This is a genomic window from Komagataeibacter saccharivorans (assembly GCF_004348195.1).
Taxonomy (GTDB): Bacteria; Pseudomonadota; Alphaproteobacteria; order Acetobacterales; family Acetobacteraceae; genus Komagataeibacter; species Komagataeibacter saccharivorans.
Map to the genome: position 1 here is coordinate 2467261 of NZ_CP036404.1, position 15240 is coordinate 2482500.

Annotated in this window: 19 protein-coding genes (1 of these 19 only partly in view); 15 read left to right on the forward strand and 4 right to left on the reverse strand. The window is 63.7% G+C overall.

The window, feature by feature from the left end:
* Positions 1 to 42 precede the first annotated feature (42 nt).
* The 13 genes from lgt to KSAC_RS11450 all read left to right on the forward strand — a co-directional run bounded on the left by lgt (position 43) and on the right by KSAC_RS11450 (position 11399).
* A complete protein-coding gene (gene lgt, locus KSAC_RS11390) occupies positions 43 to 903 on the forward strand; it encodes a prolipoprotein diacylglyceryl transferase (RefSeq protein WP_102325244.1) in 861 nt (286 codons plus the stop codon).
* A complete protein-coding gene (locus KSAC_RS11395; RefSeq protein WP_132305459.1) occupies positions 900 to 1943 on the forward strand; it encodes a class I SAM-dependent methyltransferase in 1044 nt (347 codons plus the stop codon). The genes lgt and KSAC_RS11395 overlap by 4 nt, the downstream gene beginning before the upstream one ends.
* Positions 1940 to 2737: a peptidoglycan editing factor PgeF gene (gene pgeF, locus KSAC_RS11400; protein ID WP_408884729.1), complete on the forward strand. Its 798-nt coding sequence runs from the start codon at positions 1940 to 1942 to the stop codon at positions 2735 to 2737. Before KSAC_RS11395 ends, pgeF begins: the two co-directional genes overlap by 4 nt.
* A 40-nt stretch (positions 2738 to 2777) precedes the next feature.
* A complete protein-coding gene (locus KSAC_RS17325) occupies positions 2778 to 4226 on the forward strand; it encodes a hypothetical protein (RefSeq protein WP_243705212.1) in 1449 nt (482 codons plus the stop codon).
* A 99-nt stretch (positions 4227 to 4325) separates the two neighbouring features.
* Positions 4326 to 5315, forward strand: coding sequence for a ribose-phosphate pyrophosphokinase (locus tag KSAC_RS11410; RefSeq protein ID WP_110548071.1), 990 nt, complete (start codon positions 4326 to 4328; stop codon positions 5313 to 5315).
* Between the two features lie 68 nt (positions 5316 to 5383).
* A complete protein-coding gene (locus tag KSAC_RS11415; RefSeq protein WP_102325249.1) occupies positions 5384 to 5974 on the forward strand; it encodes a histidine phosphatase family protein in 591 nt (196 codons plus the stop codon).
* A 114-nt stretch (positions 5975 to 6088) separates the two neighbouring features.
* Positions 6089 to 6700: a 50S ribosomal protein L25/general stress protein Ctc gene (locus KSAC_RS11420; protein ID WP_102325250.1), complete on the forward strand. Its 612-nt coding sequence runs from the start codon at positions 6089 to 6091 to the stop codon at positions 6698 to 6700.
* A 33-nt stretch (positions 6701 to 6733) separates the two neighbouring features.
* Positions 6734 to 7306 carry an aminoacyl-tRNA hydrolase gene (pth, locus tag KSAC_RS11425; protein ID WP_102325251.1) on the forward strand — a complete coding sequence of 191 codons (573 nt, stop codon included), beginning with the start codon at positions 6734 to 6736 and terminating at the stop codon, positions 7304 to 7306.
* 6 nt (positions 7307 to 7312) lie between these two features.
* Entirely contained in the window at positions 7313 to 8407 is a 1095-nt protein-coding gene (gene ychF, locus KSAC_RS11430) for a redox-regulated ATPase YchF (RefSeq protein ID WP_132305463.1), read from the forward strand.
* 48 nt (positions 8408 to 8455) lie between these two features.
* Entirely contained in the window at positions 8456 to 9739 is a 1284-nt protein-coding gene (locus tag KSAC_RS11435; RefSeq protein ID WP_132305465.1) for a glutamate-5-semialdehyde dehydrogenase, read from the forward strand.
* A gap of 56 nt (positions 9740 to 9795) precedes the next feature.
* A complete protein-coding gene (locus KSAC_RS11440) occupies positions 9796 to 10389 on the forward strand; it encodes a nicotinate-nucleotide adenylyltransferase (RefSeq protein ID WP_118963561.1) in 594 nt (197 codons plus the stop codon).
* A gap of 113 nt (positions 10390 to 10502) precedes the next feature.
* The gene (gene rsfS / locus KSAC_RS11445) at positions 10503 to 10934 is read left to right on the forward strand and encodes a ribosome silencing factor (protein ID WP_102325254.1); all 432 of its coding nucleotides are present in this window, start codon (positions 10503 to 10505) and stop codon (positions 10932 to 10934) included.
* A 3-nt stretch (positions 10935 to 10937) separates the two neighbouring features.
* Positions 10938 to 11399: a 23S rRNA (pseudouridine(1915)-N(3))-methyltransferase RlmH gene (locus KSAC_RS11450; protein WP_102325255.1), complete on the forward strand. Its 462-nt coding sequence runs from the start codon at positions 10938 to 10940 to the stop codon at positions 11397 to 11399.
* Positions 11400 to 11424: 25 nt separating this feature from the next.
* Here the strand turns inward: KSAC_RS11450 and KSAC_RS11455 are convergent, their stop codons facing one another.
* The 4 genes from KSAC_RS11455 to KSAC_RS11470 all read right to left on the reverse strand — a co-directional run bounded on the left by KSAC_RS11455 (position 11425) and on the right by KSAC_RS11470 (position 14630).
* Complete coding sequence (locus tag KSAC_RS11455) at positions 11425 to 12162, reverse strand: CHAP domain-containing protein (RefSeq protein WP_174234082.1); 738 nt, start codon at positions 12160 to 12162, stop codon at positions 11425 to 11427.
* Positions 12163 to 12482: 320 nt separating this feature from the next.
* The gene (locus KSAC_RS11460; protein WP_102325256.1) at positions 12483 to 12833 is read right to left on the reverse strand and encodes a RidA family protein; all 351 of its coding nucleotides are present in this window, start codon (positions 12831 to 12833) and stop codon (positions 12483 to 12485) included.
* A 79-nt stretch (positions 12834 to 12912) separates the two neighbouring features.
* Positions 12913 to 13548, reverse strand: a complete 636-nt coding sequence (locus KSAC_RS11465; protein WP_132305467.1) for a nucleotidyltransferase family protein — start codon at positions 13546 to 13548, stop codon at positions 12913 to 12915.
* The gene (locus KSAC_RS11470) at positions 13545 to 14630 is read right to left on the reverse strand and encodes an XdhC family protein (RefSeq protein WP_132305469.1); all 1086 of its coding nucleotides are present in this window, start codon (positions 14628 to 14630) and stop codon (positions 13545 to 13547) included. Before KSAC_RS11470 ends, KSAC_RS11465 begins: the two co-directional genes overlap by 4 nt.
* Positions 14631 to 14762: 132 nt before the next feature.
* Between KSAC_RS11470 and KSAC_RS11475 the strand changes: the two genes are divergently transcribed.
* Together KSAC_RS11475 and KSAC_RS11480 are read left to right on the forward strand one after the other, a co-directional pair.
* Complete coding sequence (locus KSAC_RS11475; RefSeq protein WP_102325259.1) at positions 14763 to 15143, forward strand: host attachment protein; 381 nt, start codon at positions 14763 to 14765, stop codon at positions 15141 to 15143.
* A 55-nt stretch (positions 15144 to 15198) separates the two neighbouring features.
* A protein-coding gene (locus KSAC_RS11480) for an MBL fold metallo-hydrolase (RefSeq protein ID WP_102325260.1) crosses the window boundary here: on the forward strand, positions 15199 to 15240 show its 5' end (the start). It continues 618 nt past the right edge of the window; the window shows 42 of its 660 coding nt (coding positions 1-42); it begins with the start codon at positions 15199 to 15201; the stop codon falls past the right edge of the window.

Consider the following 15240-nt stretch of genomic DNA (forward strand, 5'->3'; position numbering starts at 1 on the left):
TGACCGTGACCCCGCGACAACCGTGATAATGAAAGTGGGCCGATGCTGCCTGTCCTGATCTTTCCGCAGTTCGATCCGGTGATGGTCCATTTCGGGCCGCTCGCCATCCGCTGGTACGCCATGGCCTATATCGTGGCGCTGATCGCGGGCTGGCGGATCGCCCGCAGGCTGGCAGCCCTGCCGCCGCGCGCCGCCACCGCGCTGCAGGTGGATGATTTCCTGACATGGGCGACCCTTGGCGTGGTGCTGGGCGGGCGGCTGGGCTACATCCTGTTTTACCAGCCCGGCTATTACCTTACGCATCCGCTGGCCGTGCTGCAGGTCTGGCACGGCGGCATGTCGTTCCATGGCGGCGCGGCCGGGGTGATTATCGCGCTGATCATGTTTACGCGGCTTAATGGACTGAGCTTCCTTGCCTTTTCCGACCGGATCACGACCGTCGTGCCCATTGGTCTGGGGCTGGGGCGTATCGCCAATTTCATCAACGGGGAATTGTGGGGACGTCCGGCATCGCCATCGCTGCCATGGGCCATGATCTTTCCCGATGCGGGACCGGAACCGCGCCATCCGTCGGAACTGTACGAAGCCTTTGCGGAGGGGCTGCTGCTGTTCACCCTGCTGTGGTTTGTCTCCCGCAGCCTGCGGGTGCGCCAGCATCCGGGTTTCGTGGCGGGGCTGTTCCTGTTCGGTTATGCGGTAGCGCGCACGGTATGCGAATGTTTCCGTGAGCCGGATGCGTTCATCGGCTTTCTGCCCTTTGGCGTGACAATGGGGCAGGTGCTGTGCGTTCCCATGGCCATTGGCGGCGCAGGTCTCATGATCCATGCCTGCATGAGTCCGGCGCGTATATCGGTCATGGCGGAACCGGAAAACGCGGACGGGGATAGCGGAGCGGCCGGGTGAGCGGGCCGGGCGAACGTCTGGACCAGTTCATGGGCCGGGCGAATGCCGCCTATTACGCGGGGCGCGACCCGTTTGCCGATTTCATCACGGCCCCGGAAATATCGCAGATATTCGGGGAACTGCTGGGGGCATGGACGGCGGTGGTCTGGCAGCTTCTGGGCAGCCCCGATCCCTTTGTGCTGGTGGAGGCCGGTCCCGGTCGTGGTACGCTCATGGCGGACGCGCTGCGCCTGCTGCGCCGTGTCGCCCCCGCCTGCCACGCAGCCGCGCGCATACACCTGATCGAAACATCGCCCCGCCTGCGCGCCCGGCAGCAGCGTGCCCTGCATGGGGCGACGGCTGTTCCGCCATGCTGGCATGACACGATTGCCAGTCTGCCCGATGGCCCGATGATCCTGCTGGCCAACGAGTTCCTGGACGCCCTGCCCATTCGCCAGTTCGTGAAACGGGCGGAGGGCTGGAATGAGCGTTTCGTGCATGATGGCCGGTTTCATGAATATCCGGCCTGTCTTCCGCCCGCACATCCGGCAGTCAGCCGGGTGGCGGACGCTGGCGACGTGCTGGAAATATGCCAGCCTGCAGTTGCGTTCATGCAGGCCGTGGTGGCGCGGTTGCAGCACCAGCGGGGTGCCGCGCTGCTGATCGATTACGGGTATGATGCCCCCCTGTGCGGTGACAGCCTTCAGGCCCTGCGCGATGGGCGACCGGCTGACCCGCTGCGCGATCCCGGCACGGCGGACCTGACGGCGCATGTTGATTTCCGCACCCTTGCACAGGTCGCCAGCGCCGTGGACGTGTGGGGCAGCGTGACGCAGGGGTATTTCCTGTCCGCGCTGGGGCTGGAGGCACGGGCCGAACAGCTTGCGCGTGCGGCCCCCGCACAGGCTGATGAGATCAGGACCGCCGCCGCCCGTCTGGCCGCACCGGGCCACATGGGACGGCTGTTCCGCGTGCTGGGCCTGTCGGTCGGGCTGGGGGGCGACATGCCGGGATTCGCGGGGCGGCGCGATGGCAACGCAACCGGGAATGAAAGGATATGACCATGATCCACCGCGCGATTACGGACGGGGAGGTGGTGCGTGCCCCCACTCTTGCGGGGGTCAGGCATGGGTTCTTTACCCGTCAGGGCGGCGTGTCCACGGGGCCGTATGCGACACTGAACTGTTCGACCCGTTCGGCTGATGACCCGGCGGCCCTGCGCGAAAACCGCTGTCGCGTGGCGGATTATGTGGGCGTGCGGCCTGACTGCCTGCTGGGGCTGACGCAGGTGCATGGCGACCGGACCATTACGGTGGAAACCCCGTGGCCCGTCGGGCAGGGACCGGAAGCCGACGCCATGGTTACGAACCGTCCCGGTCTGGCGCTGGGTGTGATTACGGCAGACTGCGCGCCGGTCCTGTTCAGCAATGCACGGGGCACGGTGGTCGGCGCGGCCCATGCGGGCTGGCGCGGCGCGTGTGGCGGGGTGCTGGAATCGGTGGTGGCGGCGATGACGGCGCTGGGCTGCCCCGCATCGGATATCCGCGCCGTGGTCGGCCCGTGCATTGCGCCGGAAAGTTACGAGGTCGGGCCGGATATGCGTGATGCGGTCATGGCGCAGGACGGCACGGCAGCGCCCTTCTTTACGCCTGCCGCACGTGCCGGGCATTTCATGTTCGACCTGCCGGGCTACTGCGTCATGCGTCTTGAGCGGTGCGGCGTGGGACAGGCGGCTGCGCTGGGACTCGATACCCTGCGGGATGAGGCGCGCTTTTTCAGCCATCGCCGCCGCACGCTGGCTGGTGGCGGCCCGATCGGGCACCAGATTTCCGTTATCGCCTGTCAGGCGATATAGGGGGATCATGATATCAGTAGCTTCCGCCCGGCGCCTAGTCATGATGTCAGCCGTCGGCATGCTTTCCGTGCTGGGCGGTTGTGTCCAGATGCCGCATCCCTTCCGGCATGATGGTACGGGCGCCACGGCGCAGGCGCCCACGGCCCGGCTGGCCGTACCGTTATCCACCGCGTCGGGCACGGATATGGCAGGCGCGCAGCAGTGGCAGCATGCCATGGTCGACGCCATGCTGGCGCAGTCGGTGCCCGCCATGGGGCAGGCCGTTCATACGGGGGACTGGTGGCTGAAAATGACAGCCACGTTCCATGATAATGCGGTGACACCCGTTTATGCCGTCATCACCCCGAAGGGGGAGGAGCGTGGCCACCTGAACGGTGCCCCCGTTCCCGCAGTCAGGTGGCAGGCGAAGGACGGGCAGGCCGTAACCCATGCGGCGCAGGAAGCGGCCCCCGGCGTGGCCGACCTGCTGACCGGCATCCGTGCGGCCCAGATGCAGAAAGATCCCAACAGCCTGAAAAACCGTCCCGCGCATGTTTATTTCGCCGGGGTGCATGATGCGCCGGGTGATGGCGATCGTGCTCTGGCGCGTGCCTTCATCGCGGCCTTTCCCGACGCGCAGGAAGATATCCGGCATAGCGCCAGCGGGGCGGACTACACCGTGCGCTGCATGGTGGTGCTGAACAATGCGGTCATGAGCACATCCACCACGCCCCAGCAGCACATCACCCTGACATGGCAGGTGCTGGACGCGCAGGGCAAGGAAGCGGGGTCCGCGACCCAGATCCATGACATCGCGGCCCATTCACTGGACCGGCAGTGGGGCGATGTCGCCATCGCGGCGGCGGATGAGGCCGCAGGCGCGGTGCGGCAGATCATCACCCGCTATTCCGGTCGTGCCAATGTACCCCTGCCCGCCGATGGCGCGCTGTCCGCACATGCTTCCACCACCACTCCCCAGCCTGTAGCCGGTCCGGCGGCAGGCACGACGAAGGTGCGTGGCGTAGCGGCAAAAGCAGTGCCCGCGGTTGCCGCGGGCACAATGCCAGTGGTTCCTCCCGCTCCGGTTGCCGCTCAGCCCGCTCCACCTGTCGCGCCGCCATCCAGCACGGCCATGACACCGGAAGCAGGGAATAATGGGACACATCCGGTGGTCGAACGGCCCGTATCGCCCGTAGTCAGCAGTCCGGCTGCACCATTACCGGTTGCAGCTCCGCCCGTTCCGGTTCAGCCCACGCCCACGCCCACGCCCACGCCCACGCCCACGCCCACGCCCACGCCCACGCCCACGCCTGTCGCCAGTCAGCCAGCCCCCATGCCAGCCGCACCGCCTGTTGCAACATCGCCTGCCGTTCCCGCGTCGCCAGCGCCGGTTGCGCAACCCGCACGGCCTGCGCCCTTTCCCGGCGTTACGCTGCCACCGGCGCGCACGGGTGTGACGGATCGGCAACGAGGGGCAGGCGTGCAGGCTTCGCCCGTCTTAGGCAGGTGACAGGGTATGTGGCGGTTGTTAGAACGCCGCACATGAATAACAGGGACGGCGGATGACAGCCGTCCCACCGCCAGTACCGCCGCCCGGGAGCGTCACACGATGAAGATTGTCGCCTGTAACAGCAACCTGCCTCTTGCAGAGAAAGTCGCGGCGGAACTGGGGATGCCGCTCTGTAACGCAACGGTCCGGCGTTTTGCCGATATGGAAATCTTCGTCGAAATCCATGAAAACGTGCGCGGCGAGGACGTTTTTGTCATCCAGAGCACCTGCTCCCCCACCAATGACAACCTGATGGAACTGCTGATCATGCTCGACGCGCTGCGTCGTGGCTCGGCACGCCGCATCACGGCGGTCATGCCGTATTTCGGTTACGCGCGGCAGGATCGTAAATCCGGTCCCCGCACCCCCATCAGCGCCAAGCTGGTCGCCAACATCCTGGTCGAAGCCGGCGCCAACCGCGTGCTGACGATGGACCTGCATGCCATGCAGATCCAGGGCTTCTTCGATATCCCGGTCGACAATCTCTATGCCGCCCCCCTGTTCACGCGCGATATTCGCGGCCGCATGAAGATCGACGGTGAACCGCCGCTTCCCTATGACGCACCACCAATGGATATTCCCGGTGGGCCGCATAACCTCATGATCGTCTCGCCCGATGTGGGTGGCGTGGTCCGTGCCCGGCAGCTTGCGCAGCGCCTGAACGTCGATCTGGCGATCATTGACAAGCGGCGCGAACGCGCTGGCGTGTCGGAAGTCATGAACGTGATCGGTGACGTGCGTGGCCGGTACTGCGTGCTGGTTGACGATATCGTGGATAGTGGCGGTTCGCTGTGCAATGCGGCGGAAGCACTGATGAAGCATGGCGCAGCGGCGGTGGAAGCCTATGTGACCCATGGCGTGCTGACCGGCAGCGCGGTCAGCCGCATCGGCCAGTCGCCGCTGGGCATGCTGACGCTGACGGACAGCATCGTGGCGACGGAAGCCGTGCGGGAATCGTCGAATATCCGCCAGATCAGCACGGCAGAACTGATTTCGCGCGCCATGCAGGCAATATCGGATGAAAGCTCGGTCTCCTCGCTGTTTGACTAGCTCCGGGGATTGACCCTGCCGCCAGCACGGCGCTACCCCGACAAGGGTGCAGCAAGAAGGAACGCCCCATGACTGACCTGATAACCCGGCCATACTGGTATCTGCGCCACGGGGAAACGGACTGGAACGCACAGGGCCGGTCACAGGGGCGTACGGATATTCCGCTCAATGCAACCGGTATCGCGCAGGCGGAGGCGGCGGGCCTGCTGCTGGCGCGTCACTGGAACGACCATGCGCCGATCGTGCGGATCGTGGCGTCACCGCTGGTGCGCGCCCGGCGCACGGCGGAAATCGTGGCCGACCAGCTTGCCGCCAACGGCGCGCCCCGCCTTGAGATCACCCTGGATGACGGACTGCAGGAAGTCTGCTTCGGGGATGAGGAAGGCAAGGCGATGGGGTCATGGTACGATAGCTGGATCGCCGGCGACTACACGCCTCCCAACGGGGAAAGCTTCAGCGCGCTGCGCACGCGCGCCATCGCCGCCATGAACCGCGCGCTTGAGCCCGATGGCGTGCCGCTGGTCGTATGTCATGGCGCGATGTTCCGCGCCCTGCGTTCGGCCATGCATCTCAAGCCCAATGTGCGCCTGCCCAACGCCACCCCCATCTGGGCCGAACCGCATGCGGCGACGGGGTGGAGCCTGACGGCGCTGACCTGAAAACCATGGGCTGCGGGCCTGTGGTGATTGCATCGGGCGCGGTTTTCCGTTAAAGGCCGCGCACGCGCTGGCACCCCTGGAGGCCTGCGCGCTTGTGTTTCAGGAGCAGAACAAGTGACCAAATTCACGAAAATCGAAGTCTCTTCGCGCGCGAAGGCTGGTAAGGGGGCAGCGCGTGCGACGAGGCGTGCCGGCCATGTGCCCGGCGTTATCTATGGCGGCGGCCAGGAACCCACCCTGATCGCGCTTGACCCCCGTATCGTGCAGCGTGAACTGCACAAGTCCGGCTGGCGTTCGCGCATCTATGACATCTCCGTTGAAGGTGGCGCATCCGTGCACGCCCTGCTGCGCGAGATCCAGCTTCACCCCGTGTCTGACATGCCGATCCATGTTGACTACCAGCGCCTTGCCGCCGGTCACAAGGTGCATGTGGAAGTCGAAGTCCGCTTCACGGGGGAAGAAGTGGCCCCCGGCATCAAGCGCGGTGGCGTGCTGAACATCGTCCGTCATACCGTTGACGTGGTGGTTGATCCGGCCAACATCCCGGAATACTTCACCGCTGACCTGTCCCAGCTCGACTTCCACGACAACGTGCGCTGGGAAGACCTGAAGGGCACGGAAAACGTGGCCCCCGTGCTGCAGGACAACAACTTCGTCATCGCCAACGTCGCGCCGCCGAGCGTTGATGATGACGCGGCTGAAGAAACGGCAGAAGCCGAAGCCTGATCCCCGCGCCACGAACACGACAGGAGAAATACGATGCTGCTCTGGACCGGTCTTGGTAATCCCGAGACGGGGATGAGCCGGAATCGTCACAATGTCGGGTTCATGGCGGTGGACCGGATTGCCGACCGCCACGGGTTTTCCCCGTGGCGGAAGCGCTTCCGGGGCGAGGTGGCCGAAGGCATGGTGGGCCGGCACAAGGTGCTGCTGCTCAAGCCCATGACCTACATGAACCTCTCGGGGGAGAGCGTTCAGCAGGCTGCCGCCTTCTATAAACTACCCGCCGAATCCATCACGGCATTTCATGATGAACTTGACCTTGAACCCGGTCGCATCCGCGTAAAGCGTGGCGGCGGGGCGGCAGGGCATAACGGCCTGCGGTCAATGGACCGTATGCTGGGTACGAAAGAATACTGGCGCGTGCGGCTTGGCATCGGACATCCCGGCAGCCGCGAACGCGTGACGGGCCATGTGCTGGGTGATTTTTCCCGCACGGACCGCGAGTGGTTGGACCCGATGCTGGACACGCTGGCTGATGAAGCCGCGCTGCTGGCGGACGGGAAGCCGGAACTGTTCATGACAAGAATGGCCGCGCAGGCCGGGGAGTAAGGGCGTATGGGCTTTAACTGTGGCATCGTGGGCCTGCCGAATGTGGGTAAATCGACGCTGTTCAACGCCCTGACCGAGACCGCGTCGGCGCAGGCCGCGAACTACCCGTTCTGCACCATCGAACCCAATGTGGGGCGCGTGGCCGTGCCGGATGCGCGTCTGGCCAATCTGGCGCGCATCGGCAAATCACAGAAGATCCTGCCCACCAGCCTTGAATTCGTGGATATTGCCGGTCTTGTGCGCGGCGCTTCGCGTGGGGAAGGGCTGGGCAACCAGTTCCTTGCCAATATCCGTGAAGTGGATGCGATCATCCATGTCCTGCGCTGTTTCGAGGATGATGACATCACCCACGTGGAAGGGGGCGTCGATCCCATCCGCGATGCGGAAATCATCGAGACGGAACTTATGCTGGCCGATCTCGATTCGCTGGAAAAGCGGATTGTGGCGCTCCAGAAAAAGGCGCGCGGCAATGACCGCGAGGCCGCCGCACAGGTCGAACTGATGGAGCCGCTGATCGCCGCCCTGCGTGAAGGCGAGCCCGCGCGCAAGGCGATCCCGGCGGGGCAGGAGGAAGCGGTGCGCCGCCTCCAGCTCATGACATCCAAGCCCGTGCTGTATGTCTGCAACGTGGATGAAGGGTCGGCAGCGACAGGCAACGCGTTTTCCGAACGGGTGCGCGCCCGCGCCGAGGCCGAAGGGGCTGCCATGGTCGTGGTTTCCGCCGCGATCGAGGCGGAAGTCAGCCAGCTTGGTGCGGAAGACCGTGCCGAATTCCTCGACGGGCTGGGCCTGAAGGATAGCGGACTGGACCGTGTCATCGCTGCCGGCTACCGCCTGCTGGGCCTGAGCACCTACTTTACCGTAGGCCCCAAGGAAACGCGGGCATGGACCATTACCGCAGGCACGAAGGCCCCGCAGGCGGCTGCCGTCATTCACAATGATTTCGAGCGTGGCTTCATCGCCTGTGAAACCATTGCCTATGACGATTATATTGCCTGCAATGGCGAAGCCGGTGCCCGTGAAGCCGGGAAGCTGCGCATCGAAGGGCGGGATTACGTGGTGCAGGATGGTGATGTCCTGCTGTTCCGCTTTAACGTCTGACCGGGGCCATATTGCCCGGTTGGTGATGGATTAAAGGAGTAACGGATTATGGATCAGGCTGTTGCAACCCCCGCGCGGGCAGATGCACCGCAGCCGGACGTGATCCGTGCCATGGCCATCGCCGCCCGGCAGGCCGGTCGCGTGCTGGCGCGTAGCACGACGGAAACCCGCAACCGTGCGCTTGTGGCGGCGGCGGGTGCGTTGCGCGCCCGTCAGACTGACCTGCTGGCGGCCAATGCGCATGATCTTGCGGCCTTTACAGGAGCCCCCGCCTTTCGCGACCGTCTGACCCTGACGCCCGAGCGGATCGAAGCCATGGCGCAGGGGCTGGAGCAGGTGGCAACCCTGCCGGACCCCGTCGGTCATGTCATGGCGGAATGGGATCGCCCCAACGGGCTGCGTATCCGTCGCGTGGCGACGCCGGTGGGCGTGATCGGCATGATTTATGAAAGCCGCCCCAATGTAGGGGCGGATGCGGCGGCCCTGTGCATCAAGTCGGGCAACGCGGTCATCCTGCGCGGTGGATCGGACAGCCTGAACAGCGCGCGTATCATCCATGCCGCCATGCAGACCGGACTGAACGAAGCCGGGCTGCCGGTCGAATGCGTCCAGATCCCGCCCGATGCGGATCGCGCGCATGTGGCGTCGATGCTGGGGGCGGCGGGTCTGATTGACCTCATCATCCCGCGTGGTGGCAAGTCCCTGGTCGAACGTGTCTGCGCCGAAGCCCGTGTGCCGGTTCTGGCCCATGCGGAAGGGCTTTGCCACACCTATGTCCATGCCGCCGCCGATCTTGAAATGGCGCGGCGCATCGTGCTGAACGCCAAGCTGCGGCGTCCGGGCATCTGTGGTGCGACCGAGACGCTGCTGGTGGATCAGGCGATCGCGCCGAAGATACTGCCCGGCCTGATCGAGGATCTTGCCACCCGTGGCTGCACCTTCCGCGCGGATGAAGGCGCGCGCGCCATCGTGCCGGATCTGCCTGCCGCGACCGAGGATGATTTCGCCACCGAATGGCTTGATGCCGTCCTGTCCGTCGCTGTGGTGGATGGTGTGGAACAGGCGCTGGCGCATATCGCCCGTTATGGCAGCGCCCATACCGAAGCCATCGTGACGGAAGATGCGCAGGCTGCTGCAACCTTCCTGAATGGCACGGACAGTGCCGTTGTGATGTGGAATGCTTCCACCCAGTTCTGTGATGGCGGGGAATTCGGGTTCGGTGCGGAAATCGGGATTGCAACCGGGCGCTTCCATGCCCGTGGCCCCGTCGGGCTGGAACAGCTTACGACCTATCGCTACGAGGTGATCGGCACGGGACAGGTCCGGACCTGATCGGGGTGCGTGACGGCGGGGTGGATGCGCTTCCGGCCCATGGGGACGGGCGCAGGATGCGGGTGGGCCTGCTGGGTGGATCGTTCAATCCGGTGCATGAGGGCCATGTCCAGCTTGCCTGTCGCGCGCTGCGAGAACTGAAGCTGGATCAGGTGTGGTTCCTTGTCTCGCCGGGCAATCCACTCAAGCCGGTGGCGGGCATGGCGCCCATGGCGGATCGTCTGGCCGGGGTGCGTCACCGCATTCGGGACATACAGGGCAGGAAACTGCTGGCTACCGATATCGAAAGCCGGATCGGAACCCGTTACACCGTCGATACGTTACGGCGACTGAAGCGGCTGTTTCCGCATGTGCGCTTTGTCTGGCTCATGGGGGCGGACGGGCTGGCGCAGATGGGGCGATGGCGGCGGTGGCGGGATATTGTCGGTATGGTTCCCCTCGCGGTTCTGCCGCGTCCGGGTTATAATCCGGGTGCATTGCATGGGCGGATCGCGCGCAGGCTGGCGCAATGGCGCCGCCCCGCGCGTGAAGCCGGAATACTGGCCACATGCAGGCCCCCGGCATGGGTCTTTCTTCCCGCGCCGCAGAACGCTATATCTGCTACACAAATACGGGCATCGCAGGCCGCGCATGGCCACGGACGGGAGTAACAGCCATAACCAGAAAGCCGACAGCCGAGAGTGGCGCCAAGCGTCGTACCGGCAGCACTTTTTCCGCAGGCCAGCCGCATGTTACGGCTGGTTCACTGGGCAGCGCCGTGCAGATGCCGGGCACGCCGCGCAAGAAAGCCGCAGTAGCCGGTCCGGTTTCCGCCGAAACGCGTGAACCGGACCCCCGCGTGGAAAAGTTTCTGGAAATCATCACCACCAGCCTGGAAGATGACAAGGCGGAAGATATCGTTGTCATTGACCTGACGGGGCGTGCTTCCTTTGCCGACCGGATGGTGATTGCAACCGGTCTGGCTGACAGGCAGATCGCCGCGATGGCCGCCCATATTGACCGCAAGCTGGGTGAAGTCGGGTTGAAGCGCGTCCTGACCGAAGGGGCCAATGGCTCCGACTGGGTGCTGCTGGATGCGGGCGATATCGTCGTTCACCTGTTCAAGGCGGAAGCGCGTGCGCTGTACGGGCTGGAACGGATGTGGGGCGCGGATCTGGATGTCCCGCCGGAGGCCGCTGCAACACCGGTGGAGTGAACGGTGTTTCACCTGATTGCCGTCGGGCGCATGAAGGACCGGGTGGAGCGCGACCTGTTCGAACGCTATGCCACCCGGCTTTCGCCCCGGATAAAGCTGGTGGAACTGCCCGAAGGCCGGGGCGCGCCCAATGAAATCAAACGTAGGGAAGGGGCTGCCATTCTGGCGGCCCTGCCTGATCGTGCGATTGTCGTCGCCATGGACGAAGGCGGCCGGACTTACGACAGCGTATCGTTTTCACGCGCGGTGGAGCAGTGGATCGAAACGCCACGGCCGCTGTGTTTTGTTATAGGCGGGGCGGAAGGGCTGGATGGCCCGGTGGTGCAGCGCGCGGACCACACGCTTTCCCTTGGCAAGATGACATGGCCCCATATGCTGGTGCGTGGCATGCTGGCGGAACAGCTTTACCGTGCCCGCGCCATTTCAGCCGGTCATCCGTACCATCGGGCAGGTCGGCCCGAATAAAGGGCCGTCCAGCCAGAATAATCTGCTAGCGCAGGGAACGGTTGGGTGCATCGTCCGTATAGGCAAGAGAGGACGAAGCGCGACCCGTGATGCTATCGGGCGCTTCCGCAACTTCCGTGCCGGTATGGCGCGTCTGGTTCTGCGCCATGATGGTCGGGTTCTGCACGGCCTTGCGGTAAGTACTCAGCATCATGTTCGAATTCGTGTCCGGACGGGCGTAAATGAACCCGTAAGTCGGATAGATGCTGCCATATGCGCCGTTACGGCTGTTGAGCGCCACGCGCACGGCCGACCAGTCATTATTGGGGGAAACGTCAATGACCGGCACATCCCTGCTGATTCCGCGCTGTCCCCAGTGGGACTGGTCAATGACGATGGTGCGGTTATTGACGACCTGACGCACGACAGCCACATGGCCAAGCGGCATGCGGCGTGTGCCACGGAAATTCAGGACGCTGCCTTCTTCCGGCGCATTGCCACGGGCATAACGGCCTGCCGCATTATACCACCAGTCAATCGCATTGCCCCGGATATCGACATCCGATGCCGATTTGGCGAAAGCGACGCACTGGATGACATGCCCGCGTTCATGCGTGACATGGTGATAGGCGGCATGGCGGATGGGTGCGTGATGGACCGCCGTATGCGTTACCGGGGCGGTATGATGCACGGTGCGTGCATGGCCTGACGCGGAAAACATGAATCCGAACGAAGCACTGAGAACGGAAAGAAAAACGCCACGCTTCAGGTTTCTGATCCACATCTTACGCAATCTCTCCACCACTGCCGGGGTGATTCTGTAGTGACCCGCTCACATCGTGTTCATCGAGTAGCAAGCAGATTGCAACTCTGACAAGCCTGTGGCGGGAGGGAAGAACAGTAACTTTGCAGATTTCGATCAAAAACGTTATTTCAAAAGAAAAATAGGAATATAGTCTCTGACAGGACCATCGTAGCCCTGTTTTTCTGGCTCTGGCAGGGGACTTCCCTGTCAGGAGAACAGAAGTGGAATGATTCTCCGAAAGCGGGAAAGTTGCAAAAATGTGACATATCAAATGAGCGCTTTCCCGCCGCCGGATGGCCTTATTTGGTGCAGGTCAGCATGATCTCGACCAGCACGTCGGGGTGCGCCATCGTGGCCTGTACGCAGGCACGTGCCGGTGCGCCGTCCTTGGGCAGCCATGCGCTCCATACGGCGTTCATGGCATCACGGTCCTTGATGTCCTTCAGCCAGATCTGGGCCTGAAGCAGGCGGGTATTGTCAGTGCCGTGCAGTTCCAGCGCTTCGTCGATCTGGGCCAGCACGTCCTTGGTCTGGGCCGTGATGTCAGCGGACAGGTCGCGGGCCACGAAACCCTGCGTGAACAGGAAGCCATGATATTCCACAACCTTGGACAGGATGGGGTTGGGTTCGGTGCGGATGATTTTGCTCATGTCATTGGTCCTGACTGGTTGAAGGGCAGGCGATGACTGCCTGTCCCATCCTCTCTCTTTGCGCTGGTCAGGGCCGAGGTCAACCGCCTGCGAAAAGCCGCGCGAATTCCGCCAGCCGGGCAGGGGTGTCAAAGTCCTGCGCTATTTCCGGTCCAGCGGGAATGCGCAGCATTTCCGGTCCATGCAGGCGCAGCAGGTCACGCGCCCCCCGGTCGCCCGCAAGTTGCATAAGGGCAGGGAACAGGGCGCGCGACCATAATACCGGATTGCCGCGCCTGCCGTCATGCACAGGCATTGCGCCCGGATATGTCGGGTGTGAAGCGAAGCCTGCGATCATGTCGTCGATCAGGCCCGTGCCGGTCAGGGGCATATCCCCCAGACAGATCAGGGCACCCGCCACATCATGCTGACTGGCTGCCTCTATGCCGACAGATAAAGTACGGGACAGACCTGCCGCATAATCTGGCGCGGTGATGAACTGTACCGGATGTCCGGTGGTAGTACCCGCCAATGCCGCTTCCCGAATCTCGGCCGCCCTGTGCCCGAGAACGACAATGACCGGTGCCGCCCGGCTTGCCGTCACCGCGCGCAGAGTGCGTGCGATCATGGGCAGGCCCATGGCATCGGGGGCGAGCAGTTTATGGGCGGGAGCCGTGCGGCTGGAACTGCCCGCCGCCAGTACAATGGCGGCGACCGGCGCGCCCGCTCCGGTCATGTCCAGCCGGATAACCGGCCCAGTGGCCTGTTGTGCCGCACCGCCACGATTTCAGCCAGAATGGACAGGGCTATTTCCGCAGCCCCGACCGCGCCGATGGCAAGCCCCACGGGACCATGCAGCCGGGCAATCTGATGATCCACAAAACCCGTTTCGCGTAACCGTTCAACACGCGATGCCTGCGTTTTGCGTGATCCCAGCGCACCTATATAAAAGGCGTCGCTGTTCAGGGCGTATTGCAGCGTCGGATCGTCCAGCTTGGCATCATGCGTCAGCGTCACGATGGCGGTCTGGTTATCCACGCCCAGTCGTTCAAGGGTTTCATCGGGCCAGTCGGTTTCCAGTGTGATGCCGGGAAAGCGCTCCGCCGTCGCCAGTTGGGAACGGGGATCGATCACCGTTACGCTGAAGCCTGTGGTCTGCGCCATGGGGGCAAGGACCTGCGCGATATGGACAGCTCCGACAATAAGCAGGCGGGGCGGCATGGGAATCAGGTGCAGGAACCATTGCGCCTGTCCATTCTCATCTTCCAGCCGCAGGCTACGCCCGGTTTCAAATACTTCCTGTGCGCGGGCATGCAGCCTGCCTGCCAGAGTATCATCGCCATCTGGTGTCGTGTCTGTTGTGCGGTAGAGCAGTTCCGTCCGCCCGGTCGCCAGTTCCGTCGCCACGATAACCGGCACACGGGCACGACGTTTGCTTGCCACGGTTTCCAGCACGTCCAGCCCCAGCGTTCCCTGCGGGTGGCTGGGCGTACGTACGGCTGCCACATACACATCCAGCAGGCCGCCACAGGCCAGACCGACCGCCCAGGCATCGTCACTCGATACACCGTAGGACAGCGCGGCGGGATGGCCGGTTTCCATCACCGTGCGGGCTTCCTCGATTACCGCGCCTTCAACGCATCCCCCACTGACCGAGCCTTCGATGCGGCCATTGGCGGATACCGCCATCATGCTGCCCGCCGGACGCGGGGAACTGCCCCATGTGGAGGTCACGGTCGCCAGTGCGCAAGGCAGATCCGCCCGCGCCCATTCGATCAGGAGATCCAGAGGATCCCGCGTGGAAGAAAGCTTTGTCATAGCAGGGCTACTCTATCAGCACACATACAGTCATGCCAGCCGGTAGACATGCGCCATCGGGCAGCCCATCTAATGTTGCAACGCCCGTGCCGCCTGTGGGCGGCCAGTGCATGAAACAGGGAGTTTATTTAAATGAGCTATGTCGATCCCGTCTGGTATGTTGTTGCCGATAGCATTCATGCCCGCATTCTCAAGCATGGCGAACATGGCCTTGCCACCTTCACGCATCTCAAGAGCGAGGATGCGAAAGGCATCGACGCGCCGCGTGACGGCGCTTACGGCAAGGTTATCGCAGAATTCCTGAATGATGCGGTGCGCCGCAAAGAAGCCCCCGGTATCGCTATTGCCGCGCCGGGCGAAGTGATGCACCAGATACGCACCCATCTGGGCGTGCAGGCCCGTCCGCTGGTGGTCAAGGAAGTGGAACATGACCTGACCAACACGCCCGATCATGAACTGGCATCGCATTTTGATATTCCCGCCACCGGCTGGCCCGTGTCCAGCGCTGGCTGATCGCTGCGCCCCGCGTTAGCGTGGGGCGCAACATCTGAACATGGGGTCTTTATATATGTCGGCGTCCCTCTCCCTTGAAATCATCCCGGTTACGGCG

What these genes read in the sequence shown, in the direction of transcription:
- lgt (WP_102325244.1), top strand. Translation starts at nt 43, where the DNA reads ATGCTGCCTGTCCTGATCTTTCCGCAGTTCGATCCGGTGATGGTCCAT.
- pgeF (WP_408884729.1), top strand. Translation starts at nt 1,940, where the DNA reads ATGACCATGATCCACCGCGCGATTACGGACGGGGAGGTGGTGCGTGCC.
- KSAC_RS17325 (WP_243705212.1), top strand. Translation starts at nt 2,778, where the DNA reads ATGATGTCAGCCGTCGGCATGCTTTCCGTGCTGGGCGGTTGTGTCCAG.
- KSAC_RS11410 (WP_110548071.1), top strand. Translation starts at nt 4,326, where the DNA reads ATGAAGATTGTCGCCTGTAACAGCAACCTGCCTCTTGCAGAGAAAGTC.
- KSAC_RS11415 (WP_102325249.1), top strand. Translation starts at nt 5,384, where the DNA reads ATGACTGACCTGATAACCCGGCCATACTGGTATCTGCGCCACGGGGAA.
- pth (WP_102325251.1), top strand. Translation starts at nt 6,734, where the DNA reads ATGCTGCTCTGGACCGGTCTTGGTAATCCCGAGACGGGGATGAGCCGG.
- ychF (WP_132305463.1), top strand. Translation starts at nt 7,313, where the DNA reads ATGGGCTTTAACTGTGGCATCGTGGGCCTGCCGAATGTGGGTAAATCG.
- KSAC_RS11435 (WP_132305465.1), top strand. Translation starts at nt 8,456, where the DNA reads ATGGATCAGGCTGTTGCAACCCCCGCGCGGGCAGATGCACCGCAGCCG.
- KSAC_RS11440 (WP_118963561.1), top strand. Translation starts at nt 9,796, where the DNA reads ATGCGGGTGGGCCTGCTGGGTGGATCGTTCAATCCGGTGCATGAGGGC.
- rsfS (WP_102325254.1), top strand. Translation starts at nt 10,503, where the DNA reads ATGCCGGGCACGCCGCGCAAGAAAGCCGCAGTAGCCGGTCCGGTTTCC.
- KSAC_RS11455 (WP_174234082.1), bottom strand. Translation starts at nt 12,162, where the DNA reads ATGTGGATCAGAAACCTGAAGCGTGGCGTTTTTCTTTCCGTTCTCAGT.
- KSAC_RS11460 (WP_102325256.1), bottom strand. Translation starts at nt 12,833, where the DNA reads ATGAGCAAAATCATCCGCACCGAACCCAACCCCATCCTGTCCAAGGTT.
- KSAC_RS11465 (WP_132305467.1), bottom strand. Translation starts at nt 13,548, where the DNA reads ATGACCGGAGCGGGCGCGCCGGTCGCCGCCATTGTACTGGCGGCGGGC.
- KSAC_RS11470 (WP_132305469.1), bottom strand. Translation starts at nt 14,630, where the DNA reads ATGACAAAGCTTTCTTCCACGCGGGATCCTCTGGATCTCCTGATCGAA.
- KSAC_RS11475 (WP_102325259.1), top strand. Translation starts at nt 14,763, where the DNA reads ATGAGCTATGTCGATCCCGTCTGGTATGTTGTTGCCGATAGCATTCAT.